This window comes from Pseudomonas fildesensis (assembly GCF_001050345.1).
GTDB classification, from domain to species: Bacteria; Pseudomonadota; Gammaproteobacteria; order Pseudomonadales; family Pseudomonadaceae; genus Aquipseudomonas; species Aquipseudomonas fildesensis.
On sequence record NZ_LFMW01000001.1, the window covers coordinates 317,759 to 338,732 of the forward strand.

General features: G+C 60.2%; 21 protein-coding genes. 15 read left to right on the forward strand and 6 right to left on the reverse strand.

All coding sequences use genetic code 11. The features are described 5' to 3' along the window. Positions 1-106: 106 nt before the first annotated feature. Both ccoM and ACR52_RS30870 read right to left on the reverse strand, forming a co-directional pair. Positions 107-223 carry a cytochrome c oxidase subunit CcoM gene (gene ccoM / locus ACR52_RS31560; protein ID WP_048719738.1) on the reverse strand — a complete coding sequence of 39 codons (117 nt, stop codon included), beginning with the start codon at positions 221-223 and terminating at the stop codon, positions 107-109. A gap of 143 nt (positions 224-366) precedes the next feature. Continuing rightward, a complete protein-coding gene (locus tag ACR52_RS30870; protein WP_173439161.1) occupies positions 367-528 on the reverse strand; it encodes a hypothetical protein in 162 nt (53 codons plus the stop codon). A gap of 134 nt (positions 529-662) precedes the next feature. On the opposite strand from ACR52_RS30870, the gene ACR52_RS01600 reads away from it, so the two are divergent. From ACR52_RS01600 to ACR52_RS01610, 3 genes are all read left to right on the forward strand, one after another. Continuing rightward, positions 663-1,535: a LysR substrate-binding domain-containing protein gene (locus tag ACR52_RS01600; protein WP_048719740.1), complete on the forward strand. Its 873-nt coding sequence runs from the start codon at positions 663-665 to the stop codon at positions 1,533-1,535. 89 nt (positions 1,536-1,624) lie between these two features. Next, complete coding sequence (locus tag ACR52_RS01605) at positions 1,625-2,095, forward strand: RidA family protein (RefSeq protein WP_048719741.1); 471 nt, start codon at positions 1,625-1,627, stop codon at positions 2,093-2,095. Beyond that, on the forward strand, positions 2,092-3,273 hold the full coding sequence (locus tag ACR52_RS01610; protein ID WP_048719743.1) for an aminotransferase class V-fold PLP-dependent enzyme: 1,182 nt from the start codon (positions 2,092-2,094) through the stop codon (positions 3,271-3,273). The genes ACR52_RS01605 and ACR52_RS01610 overlap by 4 nt, the downstream gene beginning before the upstream one ends. Here the strand turns inward: ACR52_RS01610 and ACR52_RS01615 are convergent. Beyond that, positions 3,270-3,611, reverse strand: a complete 342-nt coding sequence (locus ACR52_RS01615) for a hypothetical protein (protein ID WP_048719745.1) — start codon at positions 3,609-3,611, stop codon at positions 3,270-3,272. The two genes, ACR52_RS01610 and ACR52_RS01615, sit on opposite strands and share 4 nt — an antisense overlap. A 218-nt stretch (positions 3,612-3,829) precedes the next feature. Between ACR52_RS01615 and rapA the strand changes: the two genes are divergently transcribed. After that, positions 3,830-6,676 carry an RNA polymerase-associated protein RapA gene (gene rapA / locus ACR52_RS01620; protein ID WP_048719747.1) on the forward strand — a complete coding sequence of 949 codons (2,847 nt, stop codon included), beginning with the start codon at positions 3,830-3,832 and terminating at the stop codon, positions 6,674-6,676. 170 nt (positions 6,677-6,846) lie between these two features. Here rapA and ACR52_RS01625 read toward each other — a convergent pair whose 3' ends face one another. After that, positions 6,847-8,193, reverse strand: coding sequence for a spinster family MFS transporter (locus ACR52_RS01625; RefSeq protein ID WP_048719749.1), 1,347 nt, complete (start codon positions 8,191-8,193; stop codon positions 6,847-6,849). A gap of 253 nt (positions 8,194-8,446) precedes the next feature. Here ACR52_RS01625 and ACR52_RS01630 point away from each other — a divergent pair, with 253 nt between their 5' ends. Continuing rightward, positions 8,447-8,815, forward strand: a complete 369-nt coding sequence (locus ACR52_RS01630) for a YkgJ family cysteine cluster protein (RefSeq protein ID WP_048719751.1) — start codon at positions 8,447-8,449, stop codon at positions 8,813-8,815. A 412-nt stretch (positions 8,816-9,227) separates the two neighbouring features. Continuing rightward, positions 9,228-11,405, forward strand: a complete 2,178-nt coding sequence (locus tag ACR52_RS01635; RefSeq protein WP_048719753.1) for a hypothetical protein — start codon at positions 9,228-9,230, stop codon at positions 11,403-11,405. 220 nt (positions 11,406-11,625) lie between these two features. On the opposite strand, the gene ACR52_RS01640 is transcribed toward ACR52_RS01635, so the two are convergent. Next, on the reverse strand, positions 11,626-11,928 hold the full coding sequence (locus ACR52_RS01640; RefSeq protein ID WP_048719755.1) for a DUF2288 domain-containing protein: 303 nt from the start codon (positions 11,926-11,928) through the stop codon (positions 11,626-11,628). A 340-nt stretch (positions 11,929-12,268) separates the two neighbouring features. Between ACR52_RS01640 and ACR52_RS01645 the strand changes: the two genes are divergently transcribed. The 9 genes from ACR52_RS01645 (at position 12,269) to ACR52_RS01685 (ending at position 19,985) form a co-directional block, all read left to right on the forward strand. Then, on the forward strand, positions 12,269-13,396 hold the full coding sequence (locus tag ACR52_RS01645) for a branched-chain amino acid ABC transporter substrate-binding protein (RefSeq protein WP_048719757.1): 1,128 nt from the start codon (positions 12,269-12,271) through the stop codon (positions 13,394-13,396). A 228-nt stretch (positions 13,397-13,624) separates the two neighbouring features. Next, positions 13,625-14,548 (forward strand): high-affinity branched-chain amino acid ABC transporter permease LivH, encoded by a 924-nt coding sequence (livH, locus tag ACR52_RS01650; protein ID WP_048719759.1) that lies wholly within the window; start codon positions 13,625-13,627, stop codon positions 14,546-14,548. Further along, positions 14,545-15,798: a high-affinity branched-chain amino acid ABC transporter permease LivM gene (locus tag ACR52_RS01655; RefSeq protein WP_003231103.1), complete on the forward strand. Its 1,254-nt coding sequence runs from the start codon at positions 14,545-14,547 to the stop codon at positions 15,796-15,798. The genes livH and ACR52_RS01655 overlap by 4 nt, the downstream gene beginning before the upstream one ends. After that, complete coding sequence (livG, locus tag ACR52_RS01660; protein ID WP_016975067.1) at positions 15,795-16,562, forward strand: high-affinity branched-chain amino acid ABC transporter ATP-binding protein LivG; 768 nt, start codon at positions 15,795-15,797, stop codon at positions 16,560-16,562. The genes ACR52_RS01655 and livG overlap by 4 nt, the downstream gene beginning before the upstream one ends. A gap of 1 nt (position 16,563) precedes the next feature. Beyond that, on the forward strand, positions 16,564-17,265 hold the full coding sequence (locus tag ACR52_RS01665; protein ID WP_048719764.1) for an ABC transporter ATP-binding protein: 702 nt from the start codon (positions 16,564-16,566) through the stop codon (positions 17,263-17,265). 266 nt (positions 17,266-17,531) lie between these two features. Next, positions 17,532-17,828 (forward strand): BufA1 family periplasmic bufferin-type metallophore, encoded by a 297-nt coding sequence (locus ACR52_RS01670; protein WP_048719767.1) that lies wholly within the window; start codon positions 17,532-17,534, stop codon positions 17,826-17,828. Between the two features lie 23 nt (positions 17,829-17,851). Continuing rightward, the gene (gene bufB, locus ACR52_RS01675; RefSeq protein ID WP_048719769.1) at positions 17,852-18,730 is read left to right on the forward strand and encodes an MNIO family bufferin maturase; all 879 of its coding nucleotides are present in this window, start codon (positions 17,852-17,854) and stop codon (positions 18,728-18,730) included. Then, the gene (locus ACR52_RS01680; protein ID WP_048719771.1) at positions 18,727-19,503 is read left to right on the forward strand and encodes an HvfC/BufC N-terminal domain-containing protein; all 777 of its coding nucleotides are present in this window, start codon (positions 18,727-18,729) and stop codon (positions 19,501-19,503) included. Before bufB ends, ACR52_RS01680 begins: the two co-directional genes overlap by 4 nt. Beyond that, entirely contained in the window at positions 19,500-19,985 is a 486-nt protein-coding gene (locus ACR52_RS01685; RefSeq protein ID WP_048719772.1) for a DoxX family protein, read from the forward strand. The genes ACR52_RS01680 and ACR52_RS01685 overlap by 4 nt, the downstream gene beginning before the upstream one ends. On the opposite strand, the gene ACR52_RS01690 is transcribed toward ACR52_RS01685, so the two are convergent. Continuing rightward, positions 19,982-20,890 (reverse strand): LysR family transcriptional regulator, encoded by a 909-nt coding sequence (locus tag ACR52_RS01690; RefSeq protein WP_048719774.1) that lies wholly within the window; start codon positions 20,888-20,890, stop codon positions 19,982-19,984. The genes ACR52_RS01685 and ACR52_RS01690 overlap by 4 nt on opposite strands. Between the last annotated feature and the right edge of the window lie 84 nt (positions 20,891-20,974).

Below are 20,974 nucleotides of genomic sequence, written 5' to 3' on the forward strand. Positions count from 1 at the left end.
CTGATCGCTCCCACAGCGGCCCTGCATGTTGATTAAATTTCGCGCAAAAAAAAGGCGACCGAAGTCGCCCAAAATGCCTTGCGTGCTCATGTAACCTGGAAAAAACTTATGATTTTTTACGCTTATTCGCGTCTTTCCAGATAAAAATTCCAAACCCTACAAAGAACATCACCATGAGGCCGACGGTCAGCACTCCGGCAAACACCACATTATCGAAAAACATGACCGGCCTCCTGCTCTTGCCCTGTTGCGATAGGACTAAGTTAATGGAGAAGGCGAATTGGAAAATTGACGGGGATCAATGTCGCCCGCAACGGGGCGTAAAGAAGGGTAATAACTGACCTGCATCAATAAATGCAGGCTGTTTCAACGTTTTTTCGGTTTGCTCTTCGACTTCTTTTTTGGCTTGCCCAGTGGCATCGCTTGTTCAAACGCCTGGCGCACTTCATTCAGGCGTTTGTCATTGAGGTCATGCACCCGTTTGGCACGTTCGGCATTCAGGTCGATCAGCTTGTCGTCTTCACTCATGGCTTGGCTTACGTCGTGGCGGGAATGCCTCAATAATGCGGCCTCTCCCGCCCGACGGCAAATCAGCGGGCGACAAAATGCAGGTCATCGCCCAAAATCGGCACTTTCCATCCTTACCCTGGAGGCACACTCAGGTGGCACTGCACAACGACCTTCCGCCGCTGCTGGCGCTGCGCGCTTTCGAAGCCGTGGCACGGCACTTGAGTTTTATCAAGGCGGCGAATGAGTTGTCGGTGACCCAAAGCGCCCTGAGCCATCAGGTACAAAAACTCGAACAACATCTGGGCAAACCGCTGTTTATCCGACGTACCCGCGCGATCGATCTGACCGCCGACGGCCAACACTACTACGACGAAATCCGCCCTGCCCTCGACGCCATCGCCGCCGCCACCCGTACCCAACGGGTAGCCCCCAGCGTGACGGTGCTGCGTATCGGCCTGCTCGCGTCATTTGCCACCTTATGGCTGGCACCGCGCCTGGCCGGGTTTCTCAACCGCTACCCGCAGATCCAGGTAGAGCTGTTGCCGGCGATTCAATTGGCAAACGTCGCCGCCGCCGAGGTCGACCTGGCCATTCGTTACGGCAAGGGCGACTGGCCCGATGTTCAAGCCACACGGCTGATGGCTGAATTAATCTCACCCGTGTGCAGCCCGGCGTTCAAGGCCAGCCAACTGCGTAATGGCCCGCTGCTGATGGCCACTTCGCACCGGCCCTTCGAATGGACGGATTGGTCCAGCCATTATCAAGTCGACCTCGCTAACCACCCTCGCGTGATGCTGCATGACTACAACATTGTGGTCGAAGCCGCCGTGGCCGGCCAGGGTATCGCCATGGGCCGCCATCGTTTGATCGAACGCAGGCTCAAGGACGGCAGCCTGGTGGAAGCCTTCGACTGGCCGCCCTACCGCAGCGAAATCGGCTACTGGTTGATTGCGCCCCAAGGCGTCGCCAACGAGGCCGCCCACTGCTTCAGCGAGTGGCTGAAGGACGCCTGCGCCGGCGCGTGAGTTATTTCGATACGTCGGGTGAGATCTATCCGTTTGTCGTCCATCACCACAGCCAACATGCTGAAACCTCTTAACCCAGAGGATTCAACATGAGCGATTCCATCCGCCAACGCGTGCAAGCCCTAGGCCTGACGCTGCCCTCGCCCAGCCAGCCGATTGCCAACTACATCAATCACGTCGTCAGCCACAACCAGCTGTTTATTTCCGGGCAAATCCCCTTGGTGGACGGCAAACCGGCCTATGTAGGCCGCTTGGGCGAGTCCCTTGGCGAAGAGGAAGGCGCCCAGGCAGCAGAACTGGCGGCGCTGGGCTTGCTTGCGCAATTGAGCGACGCGCTGGGCGATGACCTGTCGCGCCTGGTGCGCATCCTGCGCCTGGGCGTGTTTATCGCCAGCAGCGGCGACTTTCAGCGCCAAGGCGTCGTGGCCAATGGCGCCTCGAACCTGCTGGTCAATGCCCTCGGCGACAAGGGTCGCCATGTGCGCACGGCCGTTGGCGTTTCCAGCCTGCCGGGTGGCGTGGCGGTGGAGGTTGATGCGATTTTCGAGCTGCAACCGTGACCCCGCTCGAAGTCCAGCAACTGCGGGACGCCACCCCCGGTTGCCAGTCCGGCATCGTGCACTTCAACCATGCTGGTGCCTCGCTGCCAAGCCAGGCGACCCTCGACGCGATCATCGACCAGCTGCAACGCGAAGCCCGCGATGGCCCGATGGAAGCCGGTGAGCAGGGCGCCCTCCTGCTGGAAAAAGCCCGGCGCGCGGCGGGGCAATTGCTCAACGCGCCTGCCGCATCGATAGCCTTTGCCAGCAGCGGCTCGACAGCCTGGAGCATGGCGTTCCAGGCACTCGGCCCATGGCAGCCGGGCGAGCGCATTCTGGTGGGTCGCCACGAATGGGGCGGCAACCTGGCGAGCATGGAACTGGCTGTGCAGGCCGGGGCGCGGGTGGAGGTGATCCCGTGTGATGAAACCGGTGCGGCCTGCCCGGTGGCACTGGCCTCGATGATCGATTCAAACGTGAAGCTGATCGACCTGACCTGGCTCCCGGCCAACGGCGGCCTGATCAACCCTGCCCAAGCGATCGGTGAAGTGGCCAGGCGCCACGGTATCCCCTACTTCATCGACGCGGGCCAGGCTGTCGGCCAACTGCCGGTGGATGTGCAAGCGCTGCACTGCGACGTACTCAAGGCGGCCGGCCGCAAACACCTGCGAGGGCCACGCGGCACAGCACTCTTGTATGTGCGACCGGACTTTCTCGAGCGCCTCAACCCTGCCCAACGCGATGTATTTTCAGCACCCTGGACAGCCGCCGGTTTCGACCTGCGCAACGACGCCCGCCGTTTTGAAACCAGCGAAGTATCGTTCGCGTTGTTGGCCGGGCTGGGCAATGCGTTGCAGGAAATGAATCGATTGGGGATTGAGCGGGTATGGGAAAGGGTCGAGCAGACCAGCGCGCGAATCCGTGAAGCGTTATGTCAGATGCCCAGGATTTCCCTGCATGACCTGGGTAGCGCCCGATCCGGCTTGATCGCCTTCAACCTGGCCGGCTGGGACGCCTTCGAACTCAAGCGAAGTCTGGGCTTGAAGCGCATCAATATCGGCGCCAATAGCGTCGCCTACACCCCGCTGGACATGCAGGCTCGCGGCCTGACCAGCGTAGCGCGAATCTCCGTCAGCCCCCTCAACACTGATCAAGAGATCGAGTTGCTGATGGACGCCCTGCGGGAACTGCGTGATTAAACCTCGACGTCCACCCACAAACCCTGGCGCGGCGCGTCTTCGATCAGAGGGATTACGGGCACGGTGTTGTCAGCGTTAAGCACATCGCCGGGAATCGCCAAATGCTCCTCAGGGTCTTCGTCGGCTTCACGCCGGCGTCTCTGCTGTTCCTGCTGGCGGCGCTGTTCTTCACGCAGCAGCAAGGTCGACTGCTCGGCATCGCCCTTTTTCAGGTCGATCGTGCTTTCGTTGGAGCTCGGTTGTACGGGCACCACGGGCGGGATGTCTGGCTTTTGGCGCACCGGGTCGAGTTGCGACGTGACCGGCACAACGCTCACGGGCAGCATGGGTGGCAGCATAATAGTTGTTCTCCTGTCAGCAGGCTGTCGGCGGGCGGCGCGGCGACTTGAGCGCGAGCTCGCCAACTTGTGACCCAATCGACACTCGCAAGTGCCCGCCACCCGTCGATTCGGGGTCCGCAGTGCCGCCCAAACAGAGTAGTTTTTGTCAGAGTCCTTGGGCGTGGGGCCTTGTTCCGTTAAGATAGTCGGCTTTTTCACGGCGGGAGTCAGGCAGCATGGCGCAGCAGTATCAACCGGGGCAACGCTGGATTAGTGACAGCGAAGCAGAGCTGGGGTTAGGCACCGTTCTGGCACAGGACGGCCGCTTGTTGACCGTGCTCTATCCGGCCACTGGCGACACTCGCCAGTATGCGCTACGGAATGCGCCCCTCACTCGCGTGAGGTTTTCTCCGGGTGATTCCATCACCCATTTTGAAGGCTGGAAAATGACCGTGCAGCAAGTCGACGATGTCGACGGCCTGCTGGTCTACCACGGCCTCAATGGGCAGAACGAGCAGGTCACCCTGCCGGAAACCCAACTGTCGAACTTCATCCAGTTCCGCCTGGCCAGCGACCGCCTGTTCGCCGGGCAGATCGACCCGCTGGCCTGGTTCTCGCTGCGCTATCACACCCTGGAACACACCAGCCGTCAGTTGCAGTCCTCCCTGTGGGGCCTGGGCGGCGTGCGTGCACAACCGATTGCTCACCAATTGCACATCGCCCGTGAAGTCGCTGACCGTATCGCGCCACGGGTCCTGCTGGCCGACGAAGTGGGCCTGGGCAAAACCATTGAAGCCGGCCTGGTGATCCATCGACAGTTGCTGTCGGGCCGCGCCAACCGCGTGCTGATCCTGGTGCCGGAAAACCTGCAGCACCAGTGGCTGGTGGAAATGCGCCGCCGCTTCAACCTTCAGGTTGCACTGTTCGACGAAGAACGTTTTATCGAAAGCGATGCTGCCAACCCGTTCGAAGACACCCAGCTCGCCCTGGTCGCCCTGGAATGGCTGGTGGACGACGAGAAGGCCCAGGATGCGCTGTTCGCCGCCGGCTGGGACCTGCTGGTGGTCGACGAAGCACACCACCTGGTGTGGCATGAAGAGAAAGCCAGCCCTGAGTACTCGCTGGTTGAGCAACTCGCCGAAGTCATACCGGGCGTGCTGCTGCTGACCGCCACCCCGGAACAACTGGGCCAGGACAGCCACTTCGCGCGCCTGCGCCTGCTCGACCCGAACCGTTTCCACGACCTGCACGCCTTCCGCGCCGAGAGCGAGAACTACCGCCCGGTGGCCGAAGCCGTGCAGGAGCTGCTCGACAAGGGCCGCCTGTCACCCAAGGCACACAAAACCATCCAGGGTTTCCTCGGCAACGAAGGTGAAGCTCTGCTCACCGCCGTCAACGATGGCGATACCGAAGCCAGTGCACGCCTGGTGCGTGAGCTGCTCGACCGCCACGGCACCGGCCGCGTGCTGTTCCGCAACACCCGCGCCGCCGTGCAGGGTTTCCCGGAGCGCAAGCTGCACGCCTACCCGCTGCCGAACCCGGACGAATACCTGGAATTGCCCCTGGGCGAACACGCCGAGCTGTACCCGGAAGTCAGCTTCCAGTCGCAGCCGGACATCGAAGAAGAAAACCGCTGGTGGCGCTTCGACCCACGGGTTGAGTGGCTGATCGACCAGCTGAAAATGCTCAAGCGCACCAAGGTCCTGGTGATCTGCGCCCACGCCGAAACCGCCATGGACCTGGAAGACGCCCTGCGCGTGCGCTCCGGCATCCCGGCCACGGTGTTCCACGAGGGCATGAACATCCTCGAACGTGACCGCGCCGCTGCCTACTTCGCCGATGAAGAATTCGGCGCCCAGGTGCTGATCTGTTCGGAAATCGGCAGTGAAGGCCGCAACTTCCAGTTCTCCCACCACCTGGTGCTGTTCGACCTGCCGTCCCACCCCGACCTGCTGGAACAGCGGATCGGCCGTCTGGACCGGATCGGCCAGAAGCACGTGATCGAACTGCACGTACCGTACCTGGAAACCAGCCCGCAAGAGCGCCTGTTCCAGTGGTACCACGAAGCGCTGAACGCGTTCCTCAACACGTGCCCGACCGGCAACGCCTTGCAGCATCGGTTCGGCCCGCGCCTGCTGCCGCTGCTGGAAAATGCCGACGACGGCGAGTGGCAAGACCTGATCGACGAAGCCCGCGCCGAACGCGAGCGCCTGGAGCAGGAACTGCACACCGGCCGCGACCGCCTGCTGGAGCTCAACTCCGGCGGCGCGGGTGAAGGCGATGCGCTGGTGGAAGACATCCTCGAACAAGACGATCAGTTCGCCCTGCCGATCTACATGGAAACCCTGTTCGACGCGTTTGGCATCGACAGCGAAGACCATTCGGAAAACGCACTGATCCTCAAGCCGAGCGAAAAAATGCTCGACGCCAGCTTCCCCCTGGGCGACGACGAAGGCGTGACCATCACCTACGACCGCAACCAGGCGCTGTCACGCGAAGACATGCAGTTCATCACCTGGGAACACCCGATGGTGCAAGGCGGCATGGACCTGGTGCTGTCCGGTTCCATGGGCAACACCGCCGTGGCGCTGATCAAGAACAAGGCGCTCAAGCCGGGCACCGTGTTGCTGGAACTGCTCTACGTCAGCGAAGTGGTTGCCCCGCGCTCGCTGCAGCTGGGCCGCTACCTGCCACCGGCCGCCCTGCGCTGCCTGCTGGACGCCAACGGTAATGACCTGTCGGGCCGCGTGTCGTTCGAGACCCTGAACGACCAACTGGAAAGCGTGCCTCGCGCCAGCGCAAACAAGTTTATCCAGGCCCAGCGCGACCAGCTGACGCCACGGATCAATGCCGGCGAAGAGAAAATCACCCCGCGTCATGCCGAGCGCGTGGCCGAGGCGCAACGTCGCCTGGCGGCGGACACCGACGAAGAGCTGGCACGCCTGACCGCCCTGCAAGCGGTCAACCCGACCGTGCGCGACAGCGAACTGGTTGCCCTTCGCCAACAACGCGAGCAAGGCCTGGCCATGCTCGACAAGGCGGCGTTGCGACTGGAAGCGATTCGGGTGTTAGTGGCGGGTTGATTGCTGCCCTGCCCGGCTAAAAAGAAGGTTGTGGCGAGCGGGCTTGCCCCGCGTTGGGCTGCGCAGCAGCCCCAAATCCTGCACCGCGTTTTGTCTGAAAAAACACGGTGATTTTATAGGGGCTGCTTCGCAGCCCAACGCGGGGCAAGCCCGCTCGCCACAATGTAGCCTTAGGCTGTAGCCGCCGCAACCGGCATCTCAACAGCCACCAACCCATCCTTCATCCGCTTGGCATCGCGCACAAAACTGCGCGAAGCCTGGAACAAAAACAGCATGGTCAAGAACAGCGCCACCGGAATCAGGTACATGGCGTCATGCAACCCCACTGCTTTATAAGCCTCCGTCATCTGCTCCGCCCCGGCGGCATACATCGCCGAATGGGCAAAGTGATCGGACAAGGCCCCCACCACCACCGGCCCCATGCCCCCGCCCAACAGATATAGCCCGGCAAAAAACAGCGCCATCGCCGTCGCCCGCAGGCGCGGCTCGACCACGTCCTGAATCGCCGTATACACACAGGTGTAGAAGTTATAGGCAAACAGCCAGCCCACGCTGAACAGCGCGACAAACACCCCGATCTCGACGCGCCCGGCGTGCAACGCCCAGGCGGTGGTGACGGTGGAGATGATCAGACTGAACGCAGCAAACAGCAGCCGGCCATTGGCGACTCGCTGATGGATTTTGTCGGCAATCCAGCCACCCAGGGTCAGGCCCACCAGGCCGGTCAAGCCGACGATCACCCCGGTAGCGACCGCCGCATCCTGCAACGGCATCAGGAAATAGCGCTGCAGCATCGGTACCAGGAACGAGTTGCACGCATAGGTGGCGAAGTTGAAACACAGCCCGGCAAGCACCAGCCAGAGAAAGGTGGGCACTGCCAGCACGCGGCGGATCGGACGGTCGACGCGTTCCTGGGAGACTTGCACGGTTTCTGCCGCGCCACGCTTGGGCTCTTTGATATAGAACATGAACACCGCCAGGATCATCCCCGGCACCGCCGCGATAAAAAACGGCGCCCGCCAGCTGTCGAACGCCTTGACCATCCAGCCAATGGTGAAGAACGCGAGCAACAGGCCCAGCGGTAGACCCAGCATGAAAATCCCCATCGCCCGGGCCCGGCGATGCGCCGGGAACAAGTCGCCAATCAGCGAGTTGGCCGCCGGCGCGTAGCTGGCTTCGCCAATACCGATGCCCATGCGCACCAGCAGGAACGTCCAGAAACTGCCGACCATGCCGTTGACCGCCGTCAGGCCGCTCCAGGCGAACAGGCCCCAGCCCATGAGTTTGCTACGTGAACCGGTGTCGGCCATGCGCCCGAGTGGCAGGCCGGCAATGGCGTAGACGATGGTGAAGGCGGTACCGATGATGCCGAGCTGGAAGTCGCTCAGGTGCCATTCCATGCGGATTGGCTCGATGATGATCGCGGGAATGGTGCGGTCGAAGAAGTTGAACAGATTGGCCAGGAACAACAGGAACAGAATGCGCCAGGCATTCGCCGCTTGGGTCGAGTTCTGCATGGGTCCGTCTCTTTTATTGTTATGAGAGCTGCGATGCCCGATGCATCCTGCTCAGGTACCTGCAACATAGTCAGGCGCGACACGGTTGTCTGTAATGATTCGTAAAGCTGATAGGGCATGATTTCACCCGGCATTACGGGATTTCGCCCACAAAAATATAAGTTCACTCCCCCCTTCCCAATGACCATGGCGCGCTTAGAATGGCGAGCCCTCCAGTAGTACCCCACTCTTACTTTTCTTATCGATGACGCCCATGTCCGAAGCCAGTCCGTGTCTGAATTGCGGTGCCTGCTGTTCACACTTTCGTGTGTCTTTCTTCTGGGGAGAGTGCGCCTCGTCGGGCGGCACGGTGCCCGATGACCTGGTGGTGCAGATCAACCCCAGCCGTGTGGCAATGATCGGTACCGACCAGAAACCTACGCGCTGCTGCAGCCTTGAGGGCGAAGTTGGCAAAGGCACCAGTTGCTCAATTTATGAACAGCGCTCCAGTGTGTGCCGCGAGTTCGACTCGTCCTGGAGCCATGGCGTACAGAACGTCGACTGCGATGCCGCGCGCGCAGCGTTCGGCCTGGCGCCCCTGGAAGCGCCGCCCTTCGAATTGGACCTGCCTATCAGCGCTTAGCATCAAACGCTATTGCGGGCATGCCAAAATCGTACAGAGCAAAGTGCCATTAGTCCTGGCGAGTGACGAGGCTCGATGACGGGCAATATCAGCAGCACCCTGGCACTGTTGCGGCAAATCCGCGCGCTGGGCGTGTCGCTGGCCATCGATTAGACCCTTCCCCTGGCCGCGTCGGTCCGACTTCCGTCATCAGGCCAATCCACTGACGCCGAATCTTTGGCATTTCGCCATCATTTACCTAAAGAACGCTGACGAACGGCCGATTCAACAGAGTCCGGCCAGGATTTCCCTTAATAACGCTGGGGTTAAACCCGATTGTCCCGGACAAGGACGCACTGCAAAGTCGCGAACTCTCATTCAGTGATGGCTAATTGATATTTTTCCAGCCGTCCGCCCAGGCACATGGCGCACAATGACTTCTAAAAATAACTCTGCCACCGTGGTATCCGACGTGTTGCTCACAGCTCCTGCGGAAAAGCCCTCAGGTTCAAAGTCATTGAGCAGCCCTCGCCCGCTGGCCACCCAGCAATACCTGTACTTCACCGAAACCAATACCGACCGCATCCTCGACAACCTCGACGGCCTGCGCGACATGGTGTTCCCGCGCCCGCCCCACCAGGAAGGCGACAGCGAGCTGCGCAGCGAGCAGGAGTTTCCCTCGGTGTGCCTGATCGGCCTGGGCCGTTGCGGCTCGAACATCGCGCTGGACGTAGCGGAGTTGGTGTACAACGCGCGCAAGTTCTACCTGAACGAATTCAGTACCGAAGACAAGTCGACGGACAAGGGCTACAGCCCGGCCCAATGGATTCGCAACAACCTGCGCCTGGGCGGTGGCAAGGCGAGCAAGCCGGTGTTCCTGGTGGAGCCGCTGGTGATGCTGGGCGATCTGGACAAGGACATCGCCGGGCGTATCCGCTTCTCGCGCAAGGGCGAAAAAAGCGGTTTCCTGCGCGACTACAGCAAGATGAAAATCATGGACCTCTCCGAAGTCCATGCCGGTGGCGCCGGCAACGCGCCGATCCTCGGCCAGTACCTGGCCAAGATCATCCTCAACAAAGACACCCAGCGTTTTTCCAGCCCCGACTGGAAGATGATTCACTCGTACCTGATCGACTCCTGCGGCATCAAGGCCAACCAGTCGCGCCTGTACTTCTCGATTTTCAGCGCCGGCGGCGGTACCGGTTCGGGCATGGCCTCGGAGTTCGGCCTGGCCCAGCAGCATTCGTACATGAACAAGACGTTCGACACCAAGCCCGCCGACGAGCACGACAGCAAAAGCGGACACGCCTTCGTCTTCGAGCCAATCTTCACCAGCGGCATCTGCGTGCTGCCGAATATTTCGGATCACCGCAGCGAAATGTCCGAGGCGCTGCACATCAACGCCGGCCGGTTGCTGTGCAAATACCTGTCGGAAGAATGGGACTTCTCGTACAACTTCGACAATGAAGACAGCAGCGAAGCCAGCGTAAAAGGCCGCATCCGTCCATGGAACGCGATGATGCTGATCTCCAACGACATCATGCGTTACGCCGAAGAAAGCGATGACGGCAACATCCAGAACATTGACGTCAATGCCATGGAAAAACACGCCAACCAGTACATCTCCCAGCAAATCTTCAACATCCTCACCGCCCAGGCGGTGACCACCGACTACGACCAGAACTACTTCCGTCGAGCTGGCATCGACATCGGCGAAACCATTCGCCTGGACGCCAACGACCTGTTCATGAGCCTGGCCGGCCCGGTAGCAATTGCCTACGCCGAATCCGTAGTCCCGGAAACCCCGGCGCCGTCGAATGACAAGTTCAAGGTGTTCGAAAAAGAACCGCAGCGCCTGAACATCGACGACCTGTTCTTCCGCTCCATCGACCTGCCGCACTTCAACAAGGTCACCCAGGCCATCGAAGGCATCAGCCTGCTGCCGATCGAGTCCAAGCGCTATAAGGCGTCCCTGGAGCAGTACAAGAACTCCGGCTACGACGCGGCAGCGTTGCACGACCTGCACTTCTTCAAGAACTGCTCGTCGGTGGTGTCCATCGTGTCGTTGCCCAAGGACTACAAGCTGTCCTACATGGACCTGAACCGGCTCAAGACCCACCTCAACAGCCTGTTCCCCAACACCACGCTCAAGCGCTACGCCCTGGTAATCGGCGCATCGGCCAACCTGTCGCTGACGACGCTGATCGCCAAGAGCCCGTGCCTGTCGGATGACTTCCTGACGCTGATCGTGGCGTTCATCAAGCGCTGCTTTGCGCGCAACCCTTACCGCTTTGACGACACGCTGGACAACTCGATCCTGGACTTCATCATCCACGAGGACTTCGACGAAGACCGTATCGACGAGCTGCTCAACGAGTTTGAAAACCCGGCGAAGATCCTCGATACCAACTGGTACGCGATCAAACCGATGTATGAGAAGAAGTATCGCGAGTTGATCAATGACAAAGAGAAGTTTGTCTCGATCAATGACATTCGTCTGTCACGGGATTGTGTGAAGAAGGCGATCAAGTACCTGCGTGAGATTTACCGTCACCGGATTGGCAAGACCAAGGTTATTTCGTTGAATAACCATACCGGCAAAACTGCTTGAGCTTTTGTAGCGAGGGAGCCTGCTCCCTCGCCACATGGATTTGCTAACACCCGGAAACAATTCCCCGCGTATTTGGCGCAGCGCAAAACTGTTCCCGTTACGCGCACGTCACCCTGCGCTGTGACCTTTCTCTACGGCAAGATGCCATCACCGCATCAGCGGTTACTCCGCTACACACTTCATTTGCGCAAACGGCGCACCTTTTTCGTGCGGTCGTTTCTTACACTGCCCTTTCCTGGATCAGAATCCACGGCGAAACCACCACTGCCCAAAGCTCCGGATCACGCTCCAGCAAGTCCAATGCCCGCGTCGCAGACACTTCGCCAAGGCTGCCCGCAGCCAGCCACGCGGCGACTTTATCGCGGTTGTCTTCGGCCATTCCTTCGGCGGCTTCGATCAAATCCAGGCCGGCGTCGACCCACAATAGGGCACCCTTGGCAAAGAACGGCTCAAGCTCCTTCCAGGAAATTTCGGCTGTTTCACCGAGCAGTTTGGCATAGAGGGTGCTAGGTTCTTGCGTCATGGGAATTCACCTGAGTAAAAAATCGGCGCAATCATAACGTCGAGCCTCTCGTAGAAAAACCCAGTTGCAATTGAGTCATCGATTGAAAGTGTCAGGAAAGCCAAGGATTGCCCGATACTCTGGCATCACCCCGCCGCAATTCTGTCTTTTTCTTTCATTTAAGCGACACGCCCGGGTATTGCCCCCAGCAGCCAGCTTTTCAAGCGATCAGCCGGCGCTCTACACTGTACCGGTACAGTTGCCAGGGCACTGCCGGGGGATATCCGAGATATCTGATCCGGTTCTGCAGCTCACAAGGCCGCTAGAACTATAAAAAATACAACAGTAAGAGTGGAGCACTATGAATAAGGCTACTAAGCAGATTTCCAAACTGTTTGCCGCTATGGTCCTGGCTGGGGTTGCCGGCCATTCGTTCGCAGCCGACACCATCAAGATCGGCATCGCCGGGCCTAAGACCGGCCCTGTAACGCAATACGGCGACATGCAATTCATGGGTGCCAAGCAGGCTATCGCCGACATCAACGCCAAAGGCGGCGTCGACGGCAAGATGCTCGAGGCCAAGGAATACGACGACGCTTGCGATCCTAAACAAGCCGTTGCCGTGGCCAACAAAGTGGTCAACGACGGCGTCAAGTTCGTGGTCGGTCACCTCTGCTCCAGCTCCACTCAGCCCGCTACCGACATCTACGAAGACGAAGGCGTGATCATGATCACTCCGGCCGCTACCAGCCCGGAAATCACCGCCCGAGGGTACAAGCTGATCTTCCGCACCATCGGCCTGGACAGCGCACAGGGCCCGGCGGCCGGCAACTACATTGCCGACCACGTGAAGCCAAAGGTCGTTGCCGTACTGCACGACAAACAGCAATACGGTGAAGGCATCGCCTCCGCGGTCAAAAAGACCCTGGAAGAAAAAGGCGTCAAAGTGGCCGTCTTCGAAGGCCTGAACGCTGGCGACAAAGACTTCTCCTCGATCATCCAGAAGCTCAAGCAAGCCAACGTCGACTTCGTCTACTACGGCGGCTACCACCCTGAGCTGGGCCTGATCCTGCGCCAGTCCAAGGAAAAAGGCCTGAACGCCAAGTTCATGGGCCCAGAGGGCGTCGGCAACGACTCCATTTCGCAAATCGCCCAGGGCGCTTCCGAAGGCCTGCTGGTCACCCTGCCTAAATCCTTTGACACCGACCCGGCCAACCAAGCCATCGTTGCAGAGTTCGCCAAGAACAAGCAGGACCCAACCGGTCCGTTCGTGTTCCCGGCCTACTCGGCTGTTGAAGTGATCGCTGGCGGTATTGCCGCTGCGAAGAGCGAAGACACCGCCAAAGTGGCAGCTGCCATCCACGCGGGCACCTTCAAGACCCCTACCGGCGAGCTGAGCTTTGACGCCAAGGGCGACCTGAAGGACTTCAAATTCGTGGTCTACGAATGGCACTTCGGCAAACCAAAAACCGAAGTTTCCCCTCAGTAAGCCAGACGTTACTGGTCAACAAGCCCACTGCGAGAGCAGTGGGCTTTGTTTTACGAGGTTTATGGGCCTGTCACCCGCGATCCGGGCGCTGGCTCACCTGAAAATCTTAAAACCGTCACCAGCGGTTCGCTGGCAAACGCTTCGTGCAAATGTGGTCACAGAACACAGCGCGGGGCCGGAACATGACTCCACCAGTGAAATGCGTATCGGGTTTTTAGGAGCGCTGTAATGCCTGAGATCTATCATTTTTTCCAACAGCTGGTTAATGGCCTGACCATTGGCAGCACCTATGCCTTGATAGCCATTGGCTACACAATGGTTTACGGCATCATTGGAATGATCAACTTCGCCCATGGCGAGGTGTACATGATTGGCTCCTACGTGGCCTTCATCGCCCTTGCCGGGCTGGCCATGATGGGTATCCACTCCCTGCCGCTGTTGATGACCGCTGCGTTCCTTGCGTCGATCGTCGTAACCAGTGCCTATGGCTACAGTATCGAGCGCGTTGCCTACCGTCCCTTGCGTGGCAGCAACCGTTTGATCCCGCTGATTTCCGCCATCGGCATGTCGATTTTCCTGCAGAACACCGTATTGCTGTCCCAGGACTCCAAGGACAAGTCCATTCCCAACCTGATCCCGGGGAGCTTCTCCTTCGGCCCAGGTGGCGCACAAGAAGTGCTGATTTCGTACATGCAGATCCTGGTCTTCGTCGTCACCCTGGTGGCCATGCTGGGCCTAACCCTGTTCATCTCCCGCTCCCGTCTGGGGCGCGCCTGCCGGGCCTGCGCCGAAGACATCAAGATGGCCAACCTGCTGGGCATCAACACCAACAACATCATCGCCCTGACCTTCGTCATCGGTGCCGCGCTGGCGGCCGTCGCGGCCGTGTTGCTGAGCATGCAGTACGGCGTGATCAACCCCAACTCCGGTTTCCTGGTAGGCCTCAAGGCCTTTACCGCGGCGGTACTGGGCGGCATCGGCAGTATCCCGGGCGCCATGCTCGGTGGACTGGTGCTGGGTGTGGCCGAAGCGTTTGGCGCCGATATCTTCGGCGACCAGTACAAAGACGTAGTGGCGTTCGGCCTTTTGGTTCTGGTGCTGTTGTTCCGTCCGACCGGCATCCTGGGCCGTCCGGAGGTTGAGAAAGTATGAGCAGATATCTTAAATCGGCGTTTTTCAGCGCCCTGCTGGTGTGGGCCGTTGCGTTTCCGGTACTCGGCCTCAAGCTGAGCATTGTCGGCATCAACCTGGAAGTGCATGGCACGGGTCCCGTGACCCTGACCATCATCGCGCTGTGTTCGGTGCTGATGTTCCTGCGCGTGCTGTTCACCCAGCAAGTCGGTGCCTTGTTCAAGGGCAACCGTGGCCCGTTGGTCTCGCCCAAGGTCAGCCAATTCCTGACCCTGCCGCGCACCCAGCGCTACATCATCATCGGCCTGATCGTGGCCGCGTTGATCTGGCCATTCTTTGGCTCGCGCGGTGCGGTCGACATCGCCACCCTGATCCTGATCTACGTGCTGTTGGGCCTGGGCCTGAACATCGTGGTGGGCCTCGCCGGCCTGCTCGACCTGGGTTATGTGGGTTTCTACGCGGTGGGTGCCTACACCTACGCGCTGCTCTCGCACTACCTGGGCTGGAGCTTCTGGATCTGCCTGCCATTGGCGGGTATGGCGGCGGCCACGTTCGGCTTCCTGCTCGGTTTCCCGGTGCTGCGTTTGCGCGGTGACTACCTGGCGATCGTGACCCTGGGCTTTGGTGAAATCATCCGTCTGTTCCTGCGTAACCTGACAGACATCACCGGCGGCCCCAACGGCATCAGCAGTATCCCCAAGCCAACGTTCTTCGGGCTGTCGTTCGACCGCACCGCTGCCGAAGGCATGCAGACCTTCCACGAGTACTTCGGGATTGCCTACAACCCGGTGAGCAAAGTGGTGTTCCTGTATCTGGTGGCGCTGTTGCTGGCCCTGGCCGCGTTGTTCGTCATTAACCGCCTGCTGCGCATGCCGATCGGCCGTGCCTGGGAAGCGCTGCGTGAAGACGAAATCGCCTGCCGTGCGCTGGGTCTCAACCCGACCATCATCAAGCTGTCCGCGTTCACCCTCGGTGCTGCGTTCGCCGGTTTTGCCGGCAGCTTCTTCGCGGCTCGCCAAGGCTTGGTGACCCCGGAGTCGTTCACCTTTATCGAGTCGGCGATCATTCTCGCCATCGTGGTACTGGGTGGCATGGGCTCGCAACTGGGCGTGATCCTGGCCGCGATCGTGATGATCCTGCTGCCGGAAATGATGCGTGAGTTCAGCGAATACCGCATGTTGATGTTCGGCGCCATGATGGTGCTGATGATGATCTGGCGTCCTCAAGGCCTGCTGCCCATGCAACGTCCACACATGGAGCTGCGCAAATGAGCCGCGAGATCCTGAAAGTCGAAAACTTGAGCATGCGCTTCGGCGGTTTGCTGGCGGTCAATGGCGTGGCCCTGACCGTGAAAGAGAAACAGGTTGTGGCATTGATCGGCCCAAACGGCGCCGGCAAGACCACGGTGTTCAACTGCCTCACCGGTTTCTACAAGCCGAGCGGTGGCAGCATCCTGCTGGACGGCCAACCGATCCAGGGGCTGGCCGGCCACGAGATCGCCCGCAAGGGCGTGGTGCGTACCTTCCAGAACGTGCGCTTGTTCAAGGACATGACGGCGGTCGAGAACTTGCTCATCGCCCAGCATCGCCATCTGAACACCAACTTCTTTGCAGGCCTGTTCAAGACCCCGGCGTTCCGCAAGAGCGAGCGCGAGGCCATGGAATATGCGGAGTACTGGCTGGACAAGGTCAACTTGACCGAGTTCGCCAACCGCCCTGCAGGCACCCTGGCTTATGGTCAGCAACGTCGCCTGGAAATCGCCCGCTGCATGATGACCCGCCCGCGGATCCTCATGCTCGACGAACCGGCCGCCGGCCTGAACCCCAAGGAAACCGAAGACCTCAAGGCGCTGATCAGCGTGTTGCGTGAGGAAAACAACGCCACGGTGCTGTTGATCGAACACGACATGAAACTGGTCATGAGCATTTCCGACCACATTGTAGTGATCAACCAGGGCACACCGCTGGCCGACGGGACGCCGGAGCAGATCCGCGATAATCCTGAAGTGATCAAAGCCTATTTGGGGGAAGCGTAAAATGCTGCAATTCGAAAACGTTTCCACTTTCTACGGCAAGATCCAGGCCCTGCACAGCGTCAACGTGGAAGTGCGCCAGGGTGAGATCGTCACGCTGATCGGTGCCAACGGCGCCGGCAAATCGACCTTGCTGATGACCTTGTGCGGTTCGCCCCAGGCCCACAGCGGCAGCATCCGTTACATGGGTGAAGAACTGGTCGGCCAGCAGTCGTCGCACATCATGCGCAAGAGCATTGCCGTGGTGCCCGAGGGTCGTCGCGTGTTTGCGCGGCTGACCGTGGAAGAGAACCTGGCCATGGGCGGGTTCTTCACCGACAAGGGCGACTACCAGGAGCAGATGGACAAGGTGCTGCACCTGTTCCCCAGGCTCAAGGAACGCTTCAGCCAGCGTGGCGGCACCATGTCCGGCGGCGAGCAGCAAATGCTCGCCATCGGTCGCGCGCTGATGAGCAAGCCCAAGCTGTTGCTCCTGGACGAACCGTCCCTGGGCCTGGCGCCGATCATCATCCAGCAGATCTTCGACATCATCGAACAACTGCGCAAGGACGGTGTGACGGTGTTCCTGGTGGAACAGAACGCCAACCAGGCGCTGAAAATCGCCGACCGCGCCTACGTGCTGGAAAACGGCCGGGTGGTGATGCAGGGCACGGGTGAGCAGTTGCTGACTGATCCGAAGGTGCGTGAGGCGTACCTGGGCGGTTAAAAAACGGTTGCTGGATGAACCGGATCTAAATGTGGGAGGGGCGGTGCGACGATTCGACTTGCTCCCGATAGCGGTACATCAGTCACATGCTCTGTGCCTGTCACACCGCCATCGGGAGCAAGTCGAATCGTCGCACCGCCCCTCCCACATTTTTTGCGTAGTTTGAAATTATTTCGTCTGGCCTTGTAACGAACATCATCCTCCCGCCTCTAGTGGTGTAAGCAGGCATTCAAGCCCGCTCCTCAACCTACTGCTGGAGATACACCATGACTACCAAACTGTCCGCCGCCACCCTCGTCCTGGCCCTGGGTTCCGCCCTGAGCCTGTCCGCCCTGACCACCACCGCCCACGCTGCCGACGACATGCAGAAATGCTTCGGCGTCGCTGAAGCCGGCAAGAACGATTGCGCTGCAGGCGCTGGCACCTCCTGCGCCGGCACCTCCAAAACCAAAGACCAGGCCAACGCCTGGAAACTGGTCCCGGCCGGCACCTGCGGCAAAACCGCAAGTTCCACCTCGCCGACCGGTTTCGGCCAGGAAGCTGCCTTCACCGCCAAGTCCTGAAACCCTGCACAGCCTGAGTACTGATGATGACGTTTTCATCCCCGCACACGCCCTCACTGGCTCAGGCGCCCGGCCTCCCCTCTCGGGCCGGGCTGGGGCTGAAGAACCAGCACTTCGTGGAAGTGCTCGAGACCTCACCCGACATCGGTTTTTTTGAAGTTCACGCCGAAAACTACATGGTAGCCGGCGGCCCGTTTCATCACTACCTGGGTTTGATCCGCGCGCAGTACCCGCTGTCGTTGCACGGCGTGGGTCTGTCCATCGGCGGCGAAGGCCCGCTGAACCGTGAGCACCTGGCACGGTTGGCCACGCTGATCGAGCGCTATCAACCCCAGTCTTTTTCCGAACACCTGGCCTGGTCCAGCCACGGCCCGGTGTTTCTCAATGACCTGCTGCCCCTGGCCTACGATGCCGCGACCCTGGGCCGAGTGTGTGAACACGTCGACCAGGTACAGAGCACGCTCAAGCGGCCGATGCTGCTGGAGAATCCATCGACGTACCTGCAGTTCCAGCGCTCCACACTGGACGAGACCGATTTCATCAGTGAGATCATCCGACGCACCGGTTGCGGCCTGCTGCTGGACGTCAACAACGTCTACGTGTCGTGCATCAACCACCAGCGCAACGCGCTTTCCTACATCGATTCCCTGCCCTTGCACGCAGTGGGTGAGATTCATCTGGCCGGTTTTGCCGAAGACACTGACAGCCTCGGCGACCGCCTGCTGATCGATGATCACGGTGCGCCTATCAATAACGCCGTGTGGCAGTTGTACGAACAGGTACTGGCACGCATCGGGCCTGTGCCCACGCTGATCGAGCGGGATAACCAGGTGCCGGCCTTCAGCGTGCTGCTGGCCGAAGCCCAACACGCCAGGCGGTATCTGTCGCAGGTGATTGCATGAGCCTTCAGCACGCATTCGCCAGCGCCCTGTTGGCGCCCGATCAAACCTGCCCCGAAGGCCTGTTCAGCAGCAACGGTGCCGACCCGGCCAGCCGTTTTGCGGTGTATCGCAACAATATCCACAGCTCGCTGATCGATGCGCTGGCCGCTGCGTATCCGGTGACGTTGCAACTGGTCGGCGATGAGTTTTTCCGCGCCATGGCCAGCCTCTTCGTACAGGCTTTTCCGCCCACTGGCCCAGTGATCAGCGAGTATGGCGGCACATTTTCCGACTTTATCCAAGGCTTCGAACCTGCGGCCAGCGTGCCGTATCTGGCCGATGTCGCGCGGTTGGAGCGGTTGCGGGTACGTGCGTATCACGCCGCCGATAGCCAGACGCTGGATCAGCAGGCCGTGCTTGAAACACTGCAACGCCAAACGGAGTTGGGTGCATTACGCCTGCAGTTACACCCGTCCCTTGCCACGTTGAACTCCGCCTACGCGGTAGTAGCAGTGTGGGCGGCACACCAGACCGAGGGCGCCATCGCCACATTGAATCCCTGGTATGCCCAGGGTGCATTGGTGTTGCGCCAGGGCCTGGCGGTCAAGGTCATCGCCATCGACAGCGGCTCGGTAGCGTTTATCAACAGCCTGAACCACGGCGCTGGGCTGGAAATGGCGGTGGCGCATGCCCTCGAGGCGTCGGCCGACTTCGACCTGCATCAATGCCTGACGCTGCTGATTACCCACAGCGCCATTACTCACTTGCACCAGGAACAAAAGGTATCGCCATGAACACGTCCCCTCCTTGCCTGATAAAGTGGGTCATCCAGGTTTTCGAGCAAATCCCCTACAGCCTGATCGCCTTCCTCGCACGCTTCTCCATCGCGGCGGTGTTCTGGAAGTCCGGACAAACCAAGGTCGAAGGCTTTGCGATAGACCTGGTCAGCGGCACCTTCCAACTCGGCGAACCGCGATTATCGGCGTCGACGCTGCCGCTGTTTCGCAGCGAGTACCACGTGCCTCTGTTGTCGCCGGAAATCGCGGCGCACATGGCGGCGTTTGCCGAGCACTTTTTCCCGGCGTTGATCCTGATGGGGTTCGCCACGCGCTTCTCGGCCCTGGCCTTGATCGGCATGACCCTGACCATTCAGCTGTTCGTCTACCCTGACGCCTACCCGACCCACGGCACCTGGCTTGCGTTGCTGTTGCTGCTGGTTGCCAAGGGCCCGGGCCGCTTGTCCATCGACCACCTGATCGCCCGTCGCTATCGCTAGAGCCGGTCGAGGGCCTCGCCGCTACGCTTGAACCAGTCCACCAAGTAGTCGGCCAATACTTGGGTACGGCGCGGCAGGCCGCCTTGGTAAGGATGAACCAGGTACATCGGCATGCTCCGCGTCTGATAGTCGCGCAGGAGCCAGCGCAATCGGCCATCAGCCAATTCCGCCGGTAATACGTAGGACGGCAGGCGGGCGATACCGGCGCCCACCAATGCGGCCTTTTTCAGCAGGTTGTAGTGATTGGACGCAAAGGTGCCACTTACGCGAACCCGCAACAATTCGTGCTGCTGGTGGTACAGCCACTCTTCGCGACCGCTGTAGTGGCTGTTGAGCAAACAGGTGTGGGTGGCCAAATCCGTCGGGGTCTGCGGTTCACCATGCTGCTCCAGATAGGCCGGGCTGGCGCAGGTCATCTCGTGCCAGGCCAGCAGCGGCTTGGCCACCAGGCGCTCATGTTCGATGGCCCCCAAACGTACCCCCAGATCAAAACCATCCCGCGCCAGGTCTCGATAACTGTTGTTGAGCTCCAGCTCGATCTGCACCTGCGGGTATTCCTTGGAAAACTCCAGCAACAAGCCGTCGAAGAAGGTTTCTCCCAATGAGACCGGAACCGTCATACGCACAGGCCCGGCCAAATCATCCTTGAGCCGCGCCAACGCCTGACGGGCGCGATCCACCTGAACCACCAGCGCCTGTGCTTCGGGCAACAGCGCTGCCCCCGCTGCGGTGAGGCTCAACTTGCGCGTGGTGCGGTGCAGCAGCACCACCGAGAACTGTGCTTCCAACTGGCTGATGCGCTTGGACAACTGGCCCTTGCTGCAGCCCAATTGCTCGGCCGCCAGGGTGAAACTGCCGGCTTCGATCAATACGGCAAAGGCCGCCAAGTCATCCATTTCGCTCATAGATTGTTTCCATTTGAAAACCAAAGGTTGCCTATTAGCACGTTTATCCGCCTGAAAAGCCAGCCTAGACTTGATGCCACACCC

Bases quoted from the DNA above. Each gene is read 5' to 3' on its own strand.
- ccoM (WP_048719738.1), bottom strand. From the start codon at position 223: ATGTTTTTCGATAATGTGGTGTTTGCCGGAGTGCTGACCGTCGGCCTC.
- ACR52_RS30870 (WP_173439161.1), bottom strand. From the start codon at position 528: ATGAGTGAAGACGACAAGCTGATCGACCTGAATGCCGAACGTGCCAAA.
- ACR52_RS01605 (WP_048719741.1), top strand. From the start codon at position 1,625: ATGAGCGATTCCATCCGCCAACGCGTGCAAGCCCTAGGCCTGACGCTG.
- ACR52_RS01615 (WP_048719745.1), bottom strand. From the start codon at position 3,611: ATGCTGCCACCCATGCTGCCCGTGAGCGTTGTGCCGGTCACGTCGCAA.
- rapA (WP_048719747.1), top strand. From the start codon at position 3,830: ATGGCGCAGCAGTATCAACCGGGGCAACGCTGGATTAGTGACAGCGAA.
- ACR52_RS01625 (WP_048719749.1), bottom strand. From the start codon at position 8,193: ATGCAGAACTCGACCCAAGCGGCGAATGCCTGGCGCATTCTGTTCCTG.
- ACR52_RS01630 (WP_048719751.1), top strand. From the start codon at position 8,447: ATGTCCGAAGCCAGTCCGTGTCTGAATTGCGGTGCCTGCTGTTCACAC.
- ACR52_RS01635 (WP_048719753.1), top strand. From the start codon at position 9,228: ATGACTTCTAAAAATAACTCTGCCACCGTGGTATCCGACGTGTTGCTC.
- ACR52_RS01640 (WP_048719755.1), bottom strand. From the start codon at position 11,928: ATGACGCAAGAACCTAGCACCCTCTATGCCAAACTGCTCGGTGAAACA.
- ACR52_RS01645 (WP_048719757.1), top strand. From the start codon at position 12,269: ATGAATAAGGCTACTAAGCAGATTTCCAAACTGTTTGCCGCTATGGTC.
- livH (WP_048719759.1), top strand. From the start codon at position 13,625: ATGCCTGAGATCTATCATTTTTTCCAACAGCTGGTTAATGGCCTGACC.
- ACR52_RS01655 (WP_003231103.1), top strand. From the start codon at position 14,545: ATGAGCAGATATCTTAAATCGGCGTTTTTCAGCGCCCTGCTGGTGTGG.
- livG (WP_016975067.1), top strand. From the start codon at position 15,795: ATGAGCCGCGAGATCCTGAAAGTCGAAAACTTGAGCATGCGCTTCGGC.
- ACR52_RS01665 (WP_048719764.1), top strand. From the start codon at position 16,564: ATGCTGCAATTCGAAAACGTTTCCACTTTCTACGGCAAGATCCAGGCC.
- ACR52_RS01670 (WP_048719767.1), top strand. From the start codon at position 17,532: ATGACTACCAAACTGTCCGCCGCCACCCTCGTCCTGGCCCTGGGTTCC.
- bufB (WP_048719769.1), top strand. From the start codon at position 17,852: ATGATGACGTTTTCATCCCCGCACACGCCCTCACTGGCTCAGGCGCCC.
- ACR52_RS01680 (WP_048719771.1), top strand. From the start codon at position 18,727: ATGAGCCTTCAGCACGCATTCGCCAGCGCCCTGTTGGCGCCCGATCAA.
- ACR52_RS01685 (WP_048719772.1), top strand. From the start codon at position 19,500: ATGAACACGTCCCCTCCTTGCCTGATAAAGTGGGTCATCCAGGTTTTC.
- ACR52_RS01690 (WP_048719774.1), bottom strand. From the start codon at position 20,890: ATGAGCGAAATGGATGACTTGGCGGCCTTTGCCGTATTGATCGAAGCC.